16 protein-coding genes and 3 tRNA genes are annotated in these 15400 nt (G+C 61.3%); 10 read left to right on the forward strand and 9 right to left on the reverse strand.

The features are described 5' to 3' along the window. Positions 1-70: 70 nt before the first annotated feature. From H145_RS0110580 to H145_RS0110590, 3 genes are all read right to left on the reverse strand, one after another. Positions 71-1252 carry an acetyl-CoA C-acyltransferase gene (locus H145_RS0110580; protein WP_019948124.1) on the reverse strand — a complete coding sequence of 394 codons (1182 nt, stop codon included), beginning with the start codon at positions 1250-1252 and terminating at the stop codon, positions 71-73. 164 nt (positions 1253-1416) lie between these two features. Beyond that, positions 1417-2388 (reverse strand): tetratricopeptide repeat protein, encoded by a 972-nt coding sequence (locus H145_RS0110585; RefSeq protein WP_019948125.1) that lies wholly within the window; start codon positions 2386-2388, stop codon positions 1417-1419. Then, entirely contained in the window at positions 2385-3395 is a 1011-nt protein-coding gene (locus H145_RS0110590) for a VWA domain-containing protein (protein ID WP_157541451.1), read from the reverse strand. The genes H145_RS0110585 and H145_RS0110590 overlap by 4 nt, the downstream gene beginning before the upstream one ends. A gap of 191 nt (positions 3396-3586) precedes the next feature. On the opposite strand from H145_RS0110590, the gene H145_RS0110595 reads away from it, so the two are divergent. The 5 genes from H145_RS0110595 to H145_RS0110615 all read left to right on the forward strand — a co-directional run bounded on the left by H145_RS0110595 (position 3587) and on the right by H145_RS0110615 (position 5024). After that, positions 3587-3674 (forward strand) — tRNA-Ser (locus H145_RS0110595). 109 nt (positions 3675-3783) lie between these two features. Further along, positions 3784-3860, forward strand: a tRNA-Pro gene (locus H145_RS0110600). A 99-nt stretch (positions 3861-3959) separates the two neighbouring features. Next, positions 3960-4033, forward strand: a tRNA-Arg gene (locus H145_RS0110605). 119 nt (positions 4034-4152) lie between these two features. Continuing rightward, complete coding sequence (locus H145_RS20885) at positions 4153-4446, forward strand: hypothetical protein (RefSeq protein ID WP_019948127.1); 294 nt, start codon at positions 4153-4155, stop codon at positions 4444-4446. Between the two features lie 89 nt (positions 4447-4535). Beyond that, positions 4536-5024 (forward strand): molybdopterin-dependent oxidoreductase, encoded by a 489-nt coding sequence (locus H145_RS0110615; RefSeq protein WP_019948128.1) that lies wholly within the window; start codon positions 4536-4538, stop codon positions 5022-5024. A 69-nt stretch (positions 5025-5093) separates the two neighbouring features. Here the strand turns inward: H145_RS0110615 and H145_RS0110620 are convergent, their stop codons facing one another. After that, on the reverse strand, positions 5094-6341 hold the full coding sequence (locus H145_RS0110620) for a gluzincin family metallopeptidase (protein ID WP_019948129.1): 1248 nt from the start codon (positions 6339-6341) through the stop codon (positions 5094-5096). A 122-nt stretch (positions 6342-6463) separates the two neighbouring features. Between H145_RS0110620 and H145_RS0110625 the strand changes: the two genes are divergently transcribed. The 4 genes from H145_RS0110625 (at position 6464) to H145_RS0110640 (ending at position 11082) form a co-directional block, all read left to right on the forward strand. Beyond that, positions 6464-6763 (forward strand): putative quinol monooxygenase, encoded by a 300-nt coding sequence (locus H145_RS0110625; RefSeq protein WP_026351421.1) that lies wholly within the window; start codon positions 6464-6466, stop codon positions 6761-6763. Positions 6764-7027: 264 nt separating this feature from the next. Further along, positions 7028-7546, forward strand: coding sequence for a (2Fe-2S)-binding protein (locus tag H145_RS0110630; protein WP_019948131.1), 519 nt, complete (start codon positions 7028-7030; stop codon positions 7544-7546). A gap of 92 nt (positions 7547-7638) precedes the next feature. After that, positions 7639-8661 carry an FAD binding domain-containing protein gene (locus H145_RS0110635; RefSeq protein ID WP_019948132.1) on the forward strand — a complete coding sequence of 341 codons (1023 nt, stop codon included), beginning with the start codon at positions 7639-7641 and terminating at the stop codon, positions 8659-8661. A 189-nt stretch (positions 8662-8850) separates the two neighbouring features. Then, a complete protein-coding gene (locus H145_RS0110640; RefSeq protein ID WP_019948133.1) occupies positions 8851-11082 on the forward strand; it encodes a xanthine dehydrogenase family protein molybdopterin-binding subunit in 2232 nt (743 codons plus the stop codon). 142 nt (positions 11083-11224) lie between these two features. Here H145_RS0110640 and H145_RS24145 read toward each other — a convergent pair whose 3' ends face one another. Beyond that, the gene (locus tag H145_RS24145) at positions 11225-11524 is read right to left on the reverse strand and encodes a hypothetical protein (RefSeq protein ID WP_157541453.1); all 300 of its coding nucleotides are present in this window, start codon (positions 11522-11524) and stop codon (positions 11225-11227) included. Between the two features lie 21 nt (positions 11525-11545). Beyond that, positions 11546-11683 (reverse strand): DUF433 domain-containing protein, encoded by a 138-nt coding sequence (locus H145_RS24725; RefSeq protein ID WP_316929476.1) that lies wholly within the window; start codon positions 11681-11683, stop codon positions 11546-11548. 238 nt (positions 11684-11921) lie between these two features. On the opposite strand from H145_RS24725, the gene H145_RS0110655 reads away from it, so the two are divergent. Next, positions 11922-12263 carry a hypothetical protein gene (locus H145_RS0110655; RefSeq protein WP_019948135.1) on the forward strand — a complete coding sequence of 114 codons (342 nt, stop codon included), beginning with the start codon at positions 11922-11924 and terminating at the stop codon, positions 12261-12263. 169 nt (positions 12264-12432) lie between these two features. Here the strand turns inward: H145_RS0110655 and H145_RS24150 are convergent, their stop codons facing one another. The 3 genes from H145_RS24150 to H145_RS24155 form a co-directional block, all read right to left on the reverse strand. After that, entirely contained in the window at positions 12433-13389 is a 957-nt protein-coding gene (locus tag H145_RS24150; protein ID WP_157541455.1) for a hypothetical protein, read from the reverse strand. Between the two features lie 132 nt (positions 13390-13521). Next, positions 13522-14739 (reverse strand): MFS transporter, encoded by a 1218-nt coding sequence (locus tag H145_RS0110660; protein WP_019948136.1) that lies wholly within the window; start codon positions 14737-14739, stop codon positions 13522-13524. A 125-nt stretch (positions 14740-14864) separates the two neighbouring features. Beyond that, positions 14865-15380 (reverse strand): hypothetical protein, encoded by a 516-nt coding sequence (locus H145_RS24155; protein WP_157541457.1) that lies wholly within the window; start codon positions 15378-15380, stop codon positions 14865-14867. Positions 15381-15400 lie beyond the last annotated feature (20 nt).

Genomic DNA, 15400 nt, shown 5'->3' on the forward strand with positions numbered 1-15400 from the left:
AACAAGCGGCAGGGCTCTCAACATCAGAACAAAGCTGACAGCTAGCAGCTAAAGGCTAACAGCTCAACAACTAGGCTTTCTCCAGCACGATGCTGCTGGCGCCGCCGCCGCCGTTGCAGATGCCGGTGACGCCGATTTTGCCGCCCTCGTTCTCCATTACAGCCAGTAGCGTCGTCACGATACGGGCGCCGGAAGCCCCCAGCGGGTGGCCCAGGCTCACGGCCCCGCCGTACACGTTCACCTTGTCGCCTTCCAGCTCCAGCAGCTTGTTGTTGGCCAGCGAAACCACCGAGAAAGCCTCGTTGATTTCGTAGAAATCCACATCCGAAGCAGCCAGACCAGCGTTTTTCAGCGCCTTCGGAATAGCCAGCGCGGGCGTGGTGGTGAACCACTCGGGGGCCTGCTCGGCATCGGCGAAGCCGCGCACAATGGCCAGCGGCTTGATGCCCAACTCGTCGGCCTTCTCGCGGCTCATCAGCAGCACGGCGGCGGCCCCGTCGTTGAGCGTCGAGGCGTTGGCGGCCGTTACGGTGCCTTCCTTGGTGAAGGCGGCCCGCAGCCCGGAGAACTTGGCGAAATCAGCCTTCAGGTACTCCTCGTCGTCGCTGATAACGGTTTCCTTGCCGCGCACGGTGATGGTGACGGGCACAATTTCGTCCTTCTTCTTGCCGGCCTTGGCGGCAGCGGCGCTGCGCTCGTAGCTCTGCTGGGCAAAGGCGTCCTGCTCCTCCCGCGTGATGCCGTAGTGAGCGGCCGTGGCGTCGGCGGCGTTGCCCATGGCGTAATCGTGGTAGGGGTCCCAGAGGCCGTCCTTCATCAGGCCGTCAATCATCTGGCCGTTGCCGTATTTGGCGCCGAAGCGGGCTTTGTCGAGGTAGTAGGGCACGTTGCTCATGCTTTCCATGCCGCCGGCCATCACCACGTCGGCCTGGCCCAGCATAATGGCCTGGGCGCCGTACATGATGGCCTTCGAACCCGAGGCGCACACCTTGTTCACGGTCGTGCACTCCACGGTGTCGGGCAGACCGGCCTTCTTGGCGGCCTGGCGGGCAGGCGCCTGGCCCAGGTTGGCCGAAATCACGTTGCCCATAATCACCTGCTGCACTTCTTTGCCATCCACGCCGGCCTTTTCCAGCGCGCCTTTAATGGCAATTGCGCCCAACTCCACGGCCGAAAGCGAGGCCAGGCTGCCGCCAAACGAGCCAATAGGAGTCCGCACGGCGGCTACGATTACTACTTCCTTGATTTGCATAAGTTGAATTAGGTGGGGTGAGATTAGAGCCTAAAGGTACGAAAGGCGATTTGGTGATTTGGCGGTTTGGTGAGTTTGACGTTCAGGCGGGCCCAACTACGCAACTGGGCCGTCAGGGCCCCGAAACGTCAAACTCACCATCTCACTATCTCACTATTTCACCACTACCACGCCGGCTTGGTTTTGTCGCGGGGGGTAGTGGCTTTGCGGGGGAGCTGCTGCAGGTACTGCTGCTCGGCGGTGCGGAGCGCCTCCAGCAGCTGGCGGGCCTGGCCGGGACTCAGGTTCATCTGCTGGAGGCGGGCGCGCTGGGTTTGCAGGTTGGCCTCGTCGGCGGCCGCGGCTTCGGTGCCGCCGCGCCGACTGGTGCCGCCGGGGGCTGCGGGGCCATTTGCCTCGTCGCTGAGGCCGCGTACGGTGCCGGGCTGGCTGCCGCGGGCCACGTCGCGCTCGGGCCCGCTGCCGGGCCGGAAGCCACCGCCGGCTGCCCCGCCCGCCGAAGCCGAAGGCTGGGACGGGTCGGATTGGCCGTCGGCATCGGGCTTGCGCTGCGGGGGGCTGCTCGGGTCGTTGGGCTGCGTGGGGTCGGGGCGCTGACCGGGGCTGTTGGGGCCGACCTGGGGCTTTGGCTGCTGCTCGCGCGGGCCCGCCTGCTGCTTCCGGGGGCTGCCGTCGGGGTTGGGCGGGGGCGGCGGGGCCGAGGTGCGGTCGGCCAGGAAACGGCGCAGCACCTCGTAGTTGTAGCGGGCGCCCGCGTTGCCGGCATCGGCCAGCAGCGCCTGCCGCAGCAGAGCCACGGCCGGCGCGTACTCGCCCCGGTCGGCGGCCAGCTCGGCCAGCTGCTGCAGGGCCACACTCCGGATTTTCTGGTCGGAGTTGGCCAGCAGATGGCCGTAGTAGGAGCGGGCCTCAGCCGGCCGGCCGGCCCGCAGCGTGGCGTGGCCCAGGTTCAGCCACAGCGCATCGTCGGTGCCGCCCAGCTCGATGGCGGCTTCGCGGTAGGCCAGGGCAGCCTCGGCATACTGGCGGTTGGCGTAGGCCCGGGCGCCCCGCTGCACGGCCGCATTCCGGTCGTGGATGCGGGTGAGGCTGCCCCAGAAACCGAGCAGCAGCAGGGTGGTCAGCAGCGTTTTCATGTCCGGATAACTTTCACGGTCAGCAGAATATCGAGCCCAATGAGCAGTAGGGCCAGGGCCAGCGGGTAGCGGTAGCGGTTGTCGGCCACGGCCACGGTGCGCACCTGCTGGGCCTGCCCCTCCAGCTGGTTGAGGGCCGAGAGCAGCTGCGGAAACTCGTTGCGCTGGTCGGTCAGCTCGAAATACTGGCCGCCGGTTTGCTCGGTCAGCCGGCGCAGCGGGGCCGGCACCAGCCGCGTTACGGCGTCGCGGCCGCGGGCGTCGCGCACGTAGCCCGGCCGGCCGTCGGCGCGCGGAATGCGGCTGCCCTCGGTGGTGCCCACGCCCACTGTGAACACGCGGGCGCCGGAGCGGGCCAGCACCCGCACCGTGCCTTCGAGGTTGTCGCCAAAATCTTCGCCGTCGGTGGCCAGCACCACGGCCGTAGCGCGGGGCGGCACGGGCGGCACGCCGGCCGAAGGGGCGCTGACTGGCGCGGCGGCCGGGGTCAGGCGGGCCAGTACCAGCTTAAGCGGGGGCACCAGGTCGGTGGTGCCCACCGGCAGCAGGTTGGTTTGCAGCGTGCTCAGAAAAAGCTGCAGCGCGTCTTGGTCGTAGGTGAGCGGGCACTGCACGTAGGCTTCGCCGGCAAACACGATGAGGCCCAGGCGGTCGGCGGGGAAGCGGCGCACGAGCGAGGCCAGTTCGGCCTGCAGCTTCTGGAGGCGCGAGGGGGCCACGTCGGGCGCGTTCATCGAGCGCGAAAGGTCGACGAGCAGCCACACGTCTTTGCCGGCCGTGCGCACCGGGTGCTGCGTGAGGCCGTAAGCGGGACCGAGCAAAGCGGCGCCCAACAGGCCGCCGTACAGCAGGCGCAGGGTTAGTTTCCAGCCCAGCCGGCCGCCGTGCTGGCCCAGCGGCGCGGCCAGCCGGCGGGTGCGGAGGGCGTAGCCGAGGTAAAAAATAAAAAAAAACACGGCCGCGGCCACCTCCGGCCAGCCCGGCAGATAGGCCCAGTTCAACGCCACGGTAACGGGTTCATGTTCACAATACAACCAGCCAAAAAAGGGCGGCACGGCGGCGGGCAAAAAGCGCCAAATAGCGGCCCGCACGCCCCAAACGCAGAGGCAAGATGGAAGTTATTTTTCGGAACAGGGTTTGAATCTCCATCCGGCTCGTATATTTGCACCACCTTTCAACCGGAAAGGACAACCCTTCGGGAGAGATGGGTGAGTGGCTGAAACCAGTAGTTTGCTAAACTGCCGTAGCTCTAAAGGCTACCGGGGGTTCGAATCCCCCTCTCTCCGCTTTGTTTGAATTAGTAATTGACAATTAGTAATTAATAAGTGCCCGAGCTGCCAACCGGTTTACGGGCACTCATTCTTAATTACTAATTATCAATTACTAATTATTTTTCGGGGTGTAGCGTAGCCCGGTATCGCGCCTGCTTTGGGAGCAGGAGGCCGCAGGTTCGAATCCTGCCACCCCGACCATCAATTAGCCGTCAGCCCGCCTCTGGGGCGGGCGGCTTTTTGTTTTTTAGCACCCGCAACTTAGCGCAACCCTCGTTTTTAAGTTACCTCAGACAACCTGCCTCGTTAGCTCAGCTGGATAGAGCACCTGCCTTCTAAGCAGGCGGTCACACGTTCGAATCGTGTACGGGGTACAGTGAGAAAAACCACTTAGCAGCTGTACTAAGTGGTTTTTTTTGTGACCCGCTTAGCCGCTTTGTAAGAAGTGCGACCAACGCAGCTGCTGCCCGGCTGCTCCTTACCTTTGCCCTCTATGAAACCGCCCCTTTTCCACCCCGGCCAGGAAGTTATCTGCACCAACGACGACTTTACCATGCTGCTGGTGCAGAATCCCAACATCCAGACGCCCAAGCGCGGGCCCATCTACACCGTGCGCGACATCTACGACACGCACAAGGGCTACGGCATTACGTTGCACGAAATCAACAACGCGGGCGTGGCGCCGGGCTTTCCGGAGGCCAACTTCCACGAGTCGCGCTTTGCCCCGGTGCCGCCGCTGGAGGAAGTTGATATTTCCGCCGCCATCGAGGAAACCGTAACGGCCTGATTTCGGGCCTGACTACCAGTTGCCGCCAACTGCCGCTGCGCTGGCCCGGCAACTGCGCCCATCCAATCATCTTTGCCCATCGCCTTTCTATGCTGACTCGCCGCCTGCTGCCGCTTTTTGCCTTTGGTGTGCTGACTTCGCTGAGCCTTTCGGCCCAAAACCTGACACTGGCCGGCCCGGGCGCGGCCACCCGCACCCTCACGGCCGCCGAGTGGGCCGCGCTGCCCCGGGTTACGCAAACGGCCAAGGACAAAACCGGCAAAAGCCACCGCTACGAAGGCGTGCCGCTGCCCGCGCTGCTTCAGCTGCTGCAGGCGCCCCAGGGCAAGGCCCTGCATGGCCCCGCCCTCAGCCAGGCCCTGCTGGTAACGGCCGCCGACGATTACCGCGTGGTAGTGGCCCTGCCCGAGCTCGACCCTACCTTCAACGACCAGACGGTGCTGCTGGCCGACCGTTGCGACGGCAAAGCCCTGCCCTCGGAAAGCGGGCCGTACCAGCTCATCATACCCCGCGAAAAGCGCCCGGCCCGCTGGGTGAAGCAGGTGCGCGAGCTGCGCGTAGTGGAAGTGAAGCCGTAAAAGCGTTTGCTCCTTCAACGGAGCCGGGCCAGCAACTCCTTGCTGGCTGTTCTCAGAATTGACCGCGCATCACCGCTTCAGCTCGGCCAGCAGCCAGGACCCGGTTTCCGGTCCGGCCACTTGCTCCACGAGTTGCACAAACCCTGGATTGGTGCTGGTTTTTTGGGCCGCAGTCGTAGCCAGAATGTTCAGGAATTGCTCGGTACCCACGCGGGTGCGCAACGCGTGCAGGATGCCGGTGCCCTTGTTGTACATCACGCGGCGGTGCATAGTAAACTCATATTTATAGCGGTCAAACCCCCAAATTGGTGGTTTATCAGTGGTAGTTTGCGCCAAACGGGCAAGTTCCTTTTGATAGCCTGCTTCGTCGCCGCTGGCCTCTAAGTAGAGTAGGCTGGAGTAAGTGGCAAAGGCCTCGTTGAGCCAGTCGGTTTCGTCGTGAAACGAGCCGTAGGCCCACCATCTATGGCTGATTTCGTGGGCTAGAATTAGCAGTTCATCTGTTTGCGCTACATCAAAATCGGAATAAGTGATGACGGTAGCGTCATCCAGGAGCCCGTAGGCCCCGCTATTATTGCCAGGAAGGAGTACGGTGAACTTATTAATCGGGGCCAGCCGCCCAATGGTACGGTTGTAAAAGGCCGTAATAACTTCCGCCTGCCGGAGGTTAACTGAATCGGTATGAGTCAGCGGGGCACCGGTCTTAACGAACGTGATGGGCGGCCCAGCGGCGGATACGGCTTGATAGAATTGTTGGGCTACGAGGACCGTGAGGTCGATGACGCTGGTGGTGCCTTTAAACGTGTAACGGCAGGGCTGCTGCCGGCTGGGTGGGCGGGTGCCGCGCACCTGATAGCCGGGCGGCACCTGCACCGTCAGTTGGTAGGGCAATATTTCGTACTCCTGATAGGGGCGAAAGGGTATCCATTCGCTTCGGGAGCTGAAAAGGACTGCCTGGTCGGTATAGTTACTCTGGCCGATTTCGCCGGTATACACCAACTCGATGTAGCGGCTGCGGCGTTGGTTTGGCGCATAGCGAACCTGAATCTGCTGGACAGAATCACGCACATATAGCACCGACGCAACGCGCTGCTGCACCGCCCGCGGAGCCTGCACCTGTTGCAGCTTATAGCGGCGGTTCAGGTTCAGCAGTACCACCGAGGTTGTGTCGGAAGCCGGCAAAGTGAAGCGGTAGCGGCAGGTGAAGGTGTGCGCTTCCGGCGCAACCTGGAGGGTAACCCGCACGCTGGGCGTGGCCAGAGCAGGGGAGGAGGCCGAAAGAGCCGTTAATAGCAGGAACAGCAGGAGGTATTTCACGGGATGGGGCGGAGGAGTTAGCATGGATTAGCCGAGAATTATAAGCAGGGGTGAAGATGCATGCGCCAAACATTTTTTCGTCGAGCCGGTTCTACAAGCCTACCCATTTAACCCCCATTCTCATGGTAAAAGTAGGATTGTTTGTACGTCTGGAAGCCAAGCCCGGCAAGGAGCAGGAAGTAGCTGATTTCCTGCGAGGGGGCCTAGCCCTGGTGGAGCAGGAGCCGGAAACTGCTACCTGGTACGGGGTGCAGATGGGCCCGACGACGTTCGGGATTTTCGACACGTTTGCCGAGGAAGCCGGCCGTAAAGCGCATTTGGGCGGCAAGGTTGCCGAAGCCCTGTTCGCCCAGGCCCCCGAGCTGTTCGCCTCCGCGCCAGCCGTGGAAATGCTTGATATCCTGGCTTCGAAAGGCGCCTAACCGCCCTTACGACTGCCGACGCTGCTGCCGCCTTCCGGTGCTGCTGCCCTCTGGGGCGGGCAGCCCGGAAGGCGGCTTTTTTTGATGCGGTACCGGCGGGCTGCGGGGGGCTGATGGTAGTTCAGAGGACCAGCCAGGGAGCCGGCCTTGGTAAAAGCGGCAAAATGCGGCCCCGAAGTATAACGCGCGGGCCGTTGCGGGCGTACAGCAAAAGCACGTGCCGGCCTTGTGCCGTCGCTTCCTTCACCACTTCTGCTCTTGTTTATGTCGCAACTACTTACCAGCACCCCGCACCGTGGCGGCCTGCCGGCTCCGGTGCCCACCGGCCCGGTGCGCCTGCACATCAACGGCCAGACCCAAACCCTGCAGCTCGCGCCCTGGACCAGCCTGCTCGACGCCCTGCGCGAGTACGCCCACCTCACGGGCACCAAAAAAGGCTGCGACCATGGCCAGTGCGGCGCCTGCACGGTGCTCGTCAACGGCCGCCGCATTAATAGCTGCCTCACGCTGGCCGTGATGCACGAAGACGACGACATCACGACCATCGAGGGCCTGGGCACGCCCGACCACCTCAGCCCGCTGCAGCAGGCCTTCGTCGACCACGACGCTTTCCAGTGCGGCTACTGCACGCCCGGCCAGATTTGCTCGGCCCAGGGCCTGCTCAACGAGTGCCGCGCCCACTCCGAAGCCGAAATCAAGGAGCTGATGAGCGGCAACCTTTGCCGCTGCGGCGCCTACACGGGCATCCTGAACGCGGTAAAGGAAGTCGTGGACAAACAGTAGTGAGTATCAGGTATTGAGTAGTGAGACAAAAGCATGCCTCACTACTCAAGAAACATACTCAGTACAAAATACTCACTACTTAATACTAAGAAATGTATCCCTTCACCTACTCCCGCGCTACTGATGTGGCCGATGCGGTGCGCGACAAGGCCGGCCACGGGGCCTCGGCCTATCTGGGCGGCGGCACCAACCTCATCGATTTGATGAAGTACAACGTCGAGCAGCCCGCGCATCTGGTTAATGTGGCCAAGCTGCCGCTTTCCAAAATCGAAGACCTGCCCGACGGCGGCCTGCGCCTCGGGGCCACGGCTACCAACGCCGATACGGCCTGGAACGAGCAGGTTAAGCAGCGCTACCCGATGCTGAACCAGGCGATTCTGGCGGGCGCCTCGCCCCAGTTGCGCAACGCGGCCACCAACGGCGGCAACCTCATGCAGCGCACCCGCTGCTACTATTTCTACGACATCGAAACGCCCTGCAACAAGCGGGAGCCGGGCTCGGGCTGCTCGGCCATCGGGGGCTACAACCGCATCCATGCCATTCTGGGGGCCAGCGAGGCCTGCATTGCCACCCACCCCTCGGATATGTGCGTGGCCCTGGCGGCGCTGGCGCCCACTGTGCGCGTGAGCGGGCCCAACGGCGAGCGGAGTATTGCTTTCGAGGACTTCCACCGCCTGCCCGGGGAGCTGCCCCAGTACGACAACACCCTGACTGAGGGGGAATTGGTTTTGTCGCTCGACCTACCCGAGAAAGGGTTTGCCAAGAACTTCACCTACCTCAAGCTCCGCGACCGGCACTCCTATGCCTTCGCCCTGGTAAGCGTGGCCGTGGGCCTGGAGCTGGACGGCGACACCATCACCGATGCCCGCCTGGCCTTGGGCGGCGTGGCCCACAAGCCTTGGCGCGACAAGTCGGCCGAGGAAATGCTGAAGGGCCAGCCCGCCACCGCCGAAACCTTCGGCCGCGTGGCCGCCCATGTGGTGGCCAACGCCGTGGGCCAGGGCTCCAACGATTTCAAGATTGAGCTGGCCCGCCGTGCCATCGTGCGGGCATTGCAGCAGGCCACCGAAGGCAAGCAGCAGGCGTCGGATGCTTTCTTGAATTCGAATCCGTAAGGCAGTAGCGCGAAGCTTCCACTTCGCGCGTCGTTGCTGAATTTCAAACGACCCCGTTCAACGATACGCGAAGCGGAAGCTTCGCGCTACATGCCCACGGCCCTTGTTGCCGCCGTGTTATCATACTACCAATCAGCCGAAAAGCTAACAGCAAGCAGCTACTAGCTAACAGCTCCAAAAATATATCCCATGACCCAGACCAACCATATCGGCAAGGGCGCCAACCGCGTCGACGGGCCGCTGAAAGTATCGGGCACGGCGCACTACGCGGGCGAATTCAACGTGCCCAACCTGGCCTACGGCTACGTGGTAAACAGCCCGATTGCCAAGGGCAAAGTGACCCGGGTGCACGCCGAAGAGGTGCTGGGCCTGCCGGGCGTGCTGGCCGTGTACTCGCACGAAAACGTGCCCCATCTGGCCTGGTTCGACCGCAGCTACAAGGACCTGCTGGCCCCCGGCGGCTCGCCCTTTCGGCCCCTGCACACGCCCGATATCACCTTCAACCAGCAGCCGGTGGCCCTGGTAGTGGCCGAAACCTTCGAGCTGGCCCGCTACGCCGCCGCCCTGCTGCGGGTGGACTACGAGCAGGAGCCGCACGAAACCAACCTCGGAACCAAGCGCACCGAGGGCTACCTGCCCGGCGGCGGCAAGCTGGGCTACGCGCCGCCACCCCCGCCGCGCGGCAACCCCGAAAAAGCCTGGAAAAACGCCACCCACAGCATCGAGGCCGAGTACGCCCACGGCGCCCAGCACCACAACCCCATGGAGCTGTTTGCCGCCACCGTGGAGTGGCTGGCCGACGACAAAATAACGGTCTACGACAAAACCCAGGGCGTTTTCAACGTGCAGCGCTACCTCACCGGCGTGTTCGGGCTCAGCAAGGACAACTGCCGGGTGGTGAACCAGTTTATGGGCGGCGGCTTCGGCTCAGGGCTGCGGCCCCAGTACTCGGTGTTTATGGCTACGCTGGCGGCGCTGGAGCTGAAACGCTCGGTGCGCGTCACGCTCACGCGCCAGCAGATGTTCAGCATCGGCCACCGGCCCAACACGCTGCAGCTGCTCAAGTTGGGCACCAACCCCGATGGCTCGCTGGCCGCCCTGCAACACCACGCCCTGCACGAAACTTCGCTGTTTGAGGATTACACCGAGAACGTGGTGAACTGGTCGGGCATGCAGTATAAGTGCGACAACGTGAAGCTGGGCTACCAGCTGGCCCAGCTCGACGTGTACTCGCCCCAGGATATGCGGGCGCCCGGCGCGGCCACCGGTAACGTGGGCATCGAGGTGGCCATGGACGAAATGGCCTACGCCGCCGGCCTCGACCCGCTCGAATTCCGCCTGCGCAACTACGCCGAGCGTGACCAGAACGTGGACAAGCCCTTTTCGAGCAAGAAGCTGCGCGAATGTTATCATGAGGGCGCCGCCAAATTCGGCTGGGACAAGCGGCCGCTGGAGCCGCGCTCCATGCGCAACGGCCACCTGCTCACCGGCTGGGGCATGGCCGGCGGCGTCTGGGACGCCATGCAGATGCCCTCGCGCGCCAGCGCCCGCCTCACGGCCGACGGCCGCCTGCTGGTACTCAGCGGCGCGGGCGAAAACGGGGCCGGCACCTACACCATCATGACCCAGATTGCGGCCGAAACCCTGGGCCTGCCCCTGGAAGCCGTGACCTTCGAGCTTGGCGACACCGACCAGCCCCAGGCCCCGCTGCAGGGCGGCTCCTGGACCGCCGCCTCGGTGGGCACGGCCGTGAAAAACGCCTGCGACGCGCTGGGCCAAAAGCTGCTCAAGCTGGCTCAAAAACAGAAAGACTCGCCCCTGCAAGGCGCCGACTACGACGAAGTAGAATTCGTGAACGGCCAACTGCGCCTGCGCCGCGACCCCGACCAGGCCGTAGTGCTGCGCGACGTGCTGCAGGCCAGCGGCGAAACCGAGGTGGAAGCCGACAGCACGGCCCTGCCCAACATGCTCAAGCAGAACGGCTACTCGCTGCACTCGCACAACGCGGTATTTGCCGAGGTGCAGGTGGATGAGGACCTGGGCACGGTGCGCGTGACGCGGGTGGTAAATGCCGTAGCCGCCGGCCGCATCCTCAACCGCAAAACCGCCCGCTCGCAGGTGCTGGGTGGGGTAGTCTGGGGCCTGGGCATGGCCCTGATGGAAGAGACCATCATGGACCACAAGTTCGGCCGCTACGTCAACCACAACTACGCCGAATACCACATCCCCGTCAACGCCGACATGCCCGATATCGACGTGCTCTTCATCCACGAGGAGGACGACATCGTGAACCCGCTGGGCGTGAAGGGCATCGGCGAAGTGGGCATGCTCGGCGTCACGGCCGCCATTGCCAACGCCGTCTTCCACGCCACCGGCAAGCGCGTCCGCGACCTGCCCATTATGCTCGACAAGCTGCTGTAACTTGAGCCGCTGATGTAACGCAAAACGCCCCGCAACTGGAAAGTCGCGGGGCTTTTTTGTGTAGGGTTGAGGGGCGACAAAAGAACGTCATGCTGACGCAGGAAGCATCTCGCGCGCTGACGTTGTTAGGTACAGCGCTTGGTTAGTCCTGATAGTCGATAATGGTGTATTGAATTTGTTCTTCCTGTAGATACAGTTTGAGTTCTTCAATGTCTTGCCACATATATGATGAGCCATGTTGACAAATATAGATGCCATCATCTTCAGTAATTATAGATAGATTAGGCATGACACCCGTGTTTTCTGCTGTTCTAAACTCTGTAAATTCTTTGTCATAAGCTAAACGGTTTCTATCAAAGTATTTATGCTTCTGTAAGAAGTTTCTGATATTACTCAGTTGTTCTGCTGTGCAAAAGGTCGATATTTTGTATTCAAAACCCATATAGCGCACTTGTAAAGTGACTCATTGTAAAATAATGTTTGATTTCCCCAACTTAAGCGCAGCTACCGCCTGCTCCCGACTTACCGTTGGAAAGTCGTCTAAAAACTCATCCAGCGGTACTCCAACCTCCAAATGGTCGAACAAGAATTCCACGGGCACCCAAGTACCGGCGAATACCGGCTGCCTGCTCAGGATGTCGGGGGTCAATGGTGATGAGGTCTTTGATGTCCATGAAGGGAAGATACGGAACTATGCCTGCAATGAGTCCGCAGCCTGCCCATCCTACCCGACAAGCTGCGGTAACCTGAGCCACCAAGGGGCAACGATTGGCCCTGCCTAACCTTTGCGGGTCGGCAGCAGTAAACCCAATACCCACTTTTCACCAAGCTAATATACTATGTCCGATTCCACTTCCTACGCCGCGGGCGAGGCGCTCAACGATGCCATCCAAGCCGTTACCGGCGACCTTACCGCCGCCCCGGCCACGGACCAGATTGACAGCTGGATTGGCCAGCTTAGCCTCAATGGCCCAGGTGCCCAGGGCAAAATTGCCCTGGAGCTACAGAACCTGAAAGACTACCTCAGCACCAACGACAGCGCTAACATCGCCCACACGCTCGACGCCCTGGGCCAGCTCACCACCAAAGCCGCCGACGAAGACGTGGACGAGGATATCAGCGGCAAACTGCGCCAGCTCGGCGCGGCCCTCACGGCCGCCAGCACCTCGCTACCCCGCTAACCCGGCGCTACGGCAGCGGCTGGTAATTTCCCCCGCTGCCCATCCTGCCCGAAAGCTGCTGTAACTTGAGCTGCTGAAGTAACGCAAAATGCCCCGCAACTGGAAAGTCGCGGGGCGGTTTTGTGTGGCTGAACGAGGGGAAAGAACGTTTTGATGACAACTTGCTGTATTAATCTGCATACATCAAGAAGTACCCCGTTCTTTCAAAGCTTTCGTACCATTTAAGTATCTGATTGATGCTTTTATCTGAAAGTAGTTCAGAAATAGGAGTTTCGTAGACCTTATAAGACCCAGCATTGCCACAGGTTTTGACTCTTAATTTGCTGTCGCGTAAATTGTGAATGCTAATCCATTCATCTTTTGATAAAATATTGTAATTCAGAATAGATATAGAATCTGAGAGTGTCTTAATGTGATTAATCAATTGTGTGTCTTTATTTTCACGTCGGGATAGTGTATTTTTGCTTTTGCGTATGTTTTTATTTAACTGACTGATTATATGATTTGATTTACTGCTACTGTATATCATTGCGTCGATTGCATACATTCTTGTTTGAATATTTGGATGCTTCATAAGATTTCTAATTAAGTCTATACGTTGGTGTTGTAAAAGTGTAATGACAGCCCCTCTTCTAATTGGTGGCATGCCTACTGTTGAATACTCACAAATGAATCCATATTCGTCGCCTGAGTCCACACCTACAAGCTTGTAATAAGCTCTTAAAATATTGTTGGGTTCATTCATGCTAAGTTTAAATTCATCCGGCAGAGATGGTAAGATGTCATTTGTGTAATTAAGCCATATCTTTTTATTAAAATATAAAATTTTATTCATAGGATATGCACTGCTGGAATCAGCGTAGTATTTTAGTATTACTCCTCTATAGCTTGTGATTCTGAATGAGGCGCCCTTTGTTCGGTCTGAATATTCATATATTATAAATAAATTATCACTAATTTCAGAAGCGCGGTGGTTATCAGTATAGATACTATACCTCTTAATAGACTCCCAATCAAGTTTGTCAAGTAGCACCGATGTGGATAGAGCGGTCGTGTCGTCGGTAGTATTCGGAAACTTGCTAAAGTCAACAAGTGCCTGAGAATAGGCAGGTGCAGAGAGAAGCATTGTAAGAAATAAAGATAAGAGCCGTTTCATATTTCGTTTAGGATTTTTATTGTTGGTCCTGTCGCAATATAGATAGTAGGACTAACCCGCCCACAGTAAGCCTCTTAAATGTTACCATTGGTCTGAATTTTGCTATCGTTCTTCGGTCCCAAGAATAACATCCCGCCCCCGCCCCAACAACCCCCACAGCCCCAGCAGCGGCCCCAGGGCCAGCGGGGCCAGCAGGTAGCGCGGGTCGAGCAGCGGAACCAGCCGGCTCGTGAGCTGGATGCTGGCGATGGTGAGGGCGAAACCCAGGCAGGTAACCAGCGTGAGGGCCGTGGCGCGGGTGGGGGCCGGGGCGCGGCTGGCTACCAGCGTCGAGAGCAGCGGCGAGTCGGCCACCACCACCAGCCCCCAGAACCCCAGAAACGCCAGCAGCAGCCCCGACGAGTCGCTGCCCAGCACCAGCGGCGACACCAGGCAACATGCGCCCGACAGCGCCAGGGCCCCGGCCGCCACCGGCCGCGGCCCGCGCCGCTGGGCCAGCAGCCCCGCGCCCACGCACCCCAGGCTGCCCACCCCAATAATGCCAAACGCCGCCAGCGGCCCACTGAAGCTGGCCGCCGCCGGGTGAGCCGCCCGCCAAGCCGTCAGCACCACCGGCACGAAGGCCCAGAACGTGTACAGCTCCCACATGTGCCCAAAGTAGCCCAGCGCCGCCGCCCGAAACTGCGGCTCGCGGAACCCCGCCAGCAGCGCCCCCGGCCGCAACCGCTGCCCGGCCCGGCGGAAGGGGCCATCGGGCACCAGCAGTACCAGCGCCAGTCCGCCCAGCGCCGCCAGCGCCGAGGTGCCAATGGTTACGGCCTGCCAGGGCAGCGGCCCCCCCGCGCCGCCGGTGCCGCCCAACTCGTTCAGGCCGCGCAACAGGTGCGGAAACGCCGTGCCCAGCACCAGCGCCCCCACCAGAAACCCCAGCGAGCGGCCCAGCCTGGCCTCGTAGTAGTCGGCGGCCAGCTTCATGCCCACCGGATAGATGCCGGCCAGGAAAAACCCGGTGAGCACCCGGGCCGCCAGCAGCCCTTCGGCCCCCAGGCCCGGCAGGTTGAGGGCCAAGTTGCAGCCCGCCGCCAGCAGCGCACTAATAAAAAACACCCGCGAGGGCGAAAATCGGTCGGCCACGGCCAGCAGCGCGAATACCAGCGTGCCGGCAATAAAGCCCAGCTGCACGGCGCTGGTCAGGGCCGCCCCGAAGCTGGCCGGCTGGCCCACGCGGGCCGCCAGCTCGGGGGCCACGGCGTTGCCGGCAAACCACAGCGAAGTGCAGCAGAACTGCGCCAGCACGATGGTGGGAAGAATACGGGACATGAGGGGCGGGAAACGGGTAGGGGGGGAGCCTGCAAAGTAGCCGTTTCGGCCGGGGTTTGCGAGAACGGGTAGGGGCGGGGCCCAGCCCCGCACCTTACGTCGTGACCAGCATAATTAGTCCGGGGCTACTGCTTCACCAGGGTGATATACTTATCGGGGCAGTCGGCGAAAACGGTGTAAGAGTTCATCGAGTTGCCGTAGTTCTGCAGGCTGATAGTGTCATTCTGCCAACTCGCCCCCACGCCCTCGGGCACGACCTCGCCGGGCTGCTGGGCCTCCCCTTCGTCGTTCAGGGGCCCATCGTAGCTAGCCCACTTGATGCCTTCCAGCGTGAGGTACACGGTGGGCGCTCCGGCAGTTAGCTCCACCGTAAGCTGGCCGCGCCTGGTTTTCTGGCCGATGGTCAGGGCATAAGTATACGCCTCGGGTTGGCCGGCAACGGTGAGCTGCATAGAGCACTCGGTGTTGCCGTCGGCCCGGTAAGTACCGTTGATCTGGTCGGCGGTAGGGGGAGCATCCAGAGGGGGCGGCGGTGGTGGGGGTGTTTCATCCGGGGTTGCTGGGGCAGTGGGTGCTGAAGTGCCAGCCTGGGGCTGAGATTCGCAGGCCGTCAGCAGCAGCGCCAGGGAGAAAATAGGCAATAAGCAGGCAAAGCGCATGG

Source organism: Hymenobacter aerophilus DSM 13606 (assembly GCF_000382225.1).
GTDB lineage: Bacteria > Bacteroidota > Bacteroidia > Cytophagales > Hymenobacteraceae > Hymenobacter > Hymenobacter aerophilus.

Excerpts from the sequence above, each read along its gene's own strand:
- H145_RS0110580 (WP_019948124.1), bottom strand. The coding sequence starts at position 1,252 with ATGCAAATCAAGGAAGTAGTAATCGTAGCCGCCGTGCGGACTCCTATT.
- H145_RS0110585 (WP_019948125.1), bottom strand. The coding sequence starts at position 2,388 with ATGAAAACGCTGCTGACCACCCTGCTGCTGCTCGGTTTCTGGGGCAGC.
- H145_RS20885 (WP_019948127.1), top strand. The coding sequence starts at position 4,153 with ATGAAACCGCCCCTTTTCCACCCCGGCCAGGAAGTTATCTGCACCAAC.
- H145_RS0110615 (WP_019948128.1), top strand. The coding sequence starts at position 4,536 with ATGCTGACTCGCCGCCTGCTGCCGCTTTTTGCCTTTGGTGTGCTGACT.
- H145_RS0110625 (WP_026351421.1), top strand. The coding sequence starts at position 6,464 with ATGGTAAAAGTAGGATTGTTTGTACGTCTGGAAGCCAAGCCCGGCAAG.
- H145_RS0110630 (WP_019948131.1), top strand. The coding sequence starts at position 7,028 with ATGTCGCAACTACTTACCAGCACCCCGCACCGTGGCGGCCTGCCGGCT.
- H145_RS0110635 (WP_019948132.1), top strand. The coding sequence starts at position 7,639 with ATGTATCCCTTCACCTACTCCCGCGCTACTGATGTGGCCGATGCGGTG.
- H145_RS0110640 (WP_019948133.1), top strand. The coding sequence starts at position 8,851 with ATGACCCAGACCAACCATATCGGCAAGGGCGCCAACCGCGTCGACGGG.
- H145_RS24145 (WP_157541453.1), bottom strand. The coding sequence starts at position 11,524 with ATGGGTTTTGAATACAAAATATCGACCTTTTGCACAGCAGAACAACTG.
- H145_RS0110655 (WP_019948135.1), top strand. The coding sequence starts at position 11,922 with ATGTCCGATTCCACTTCCTACGCCGCGGGCGAGGCGCTCAACGATGCC.
- H145_RS24150 (WP_157541455.1), bottom strand. The coding sequence starts at position 13,389 with ATGCTTCTCTCTGCACCTGCCTATTCTCAGGCACTTGTTGACTTTAGC.
- H145_RS0110660 (WP_019948136.1), bottom strand. The coding sequence starts at position 14,739 with ATGTCCCGTATTCTTCCCACCATCGTGCTGGCGCAGTTCTGCTGCACT.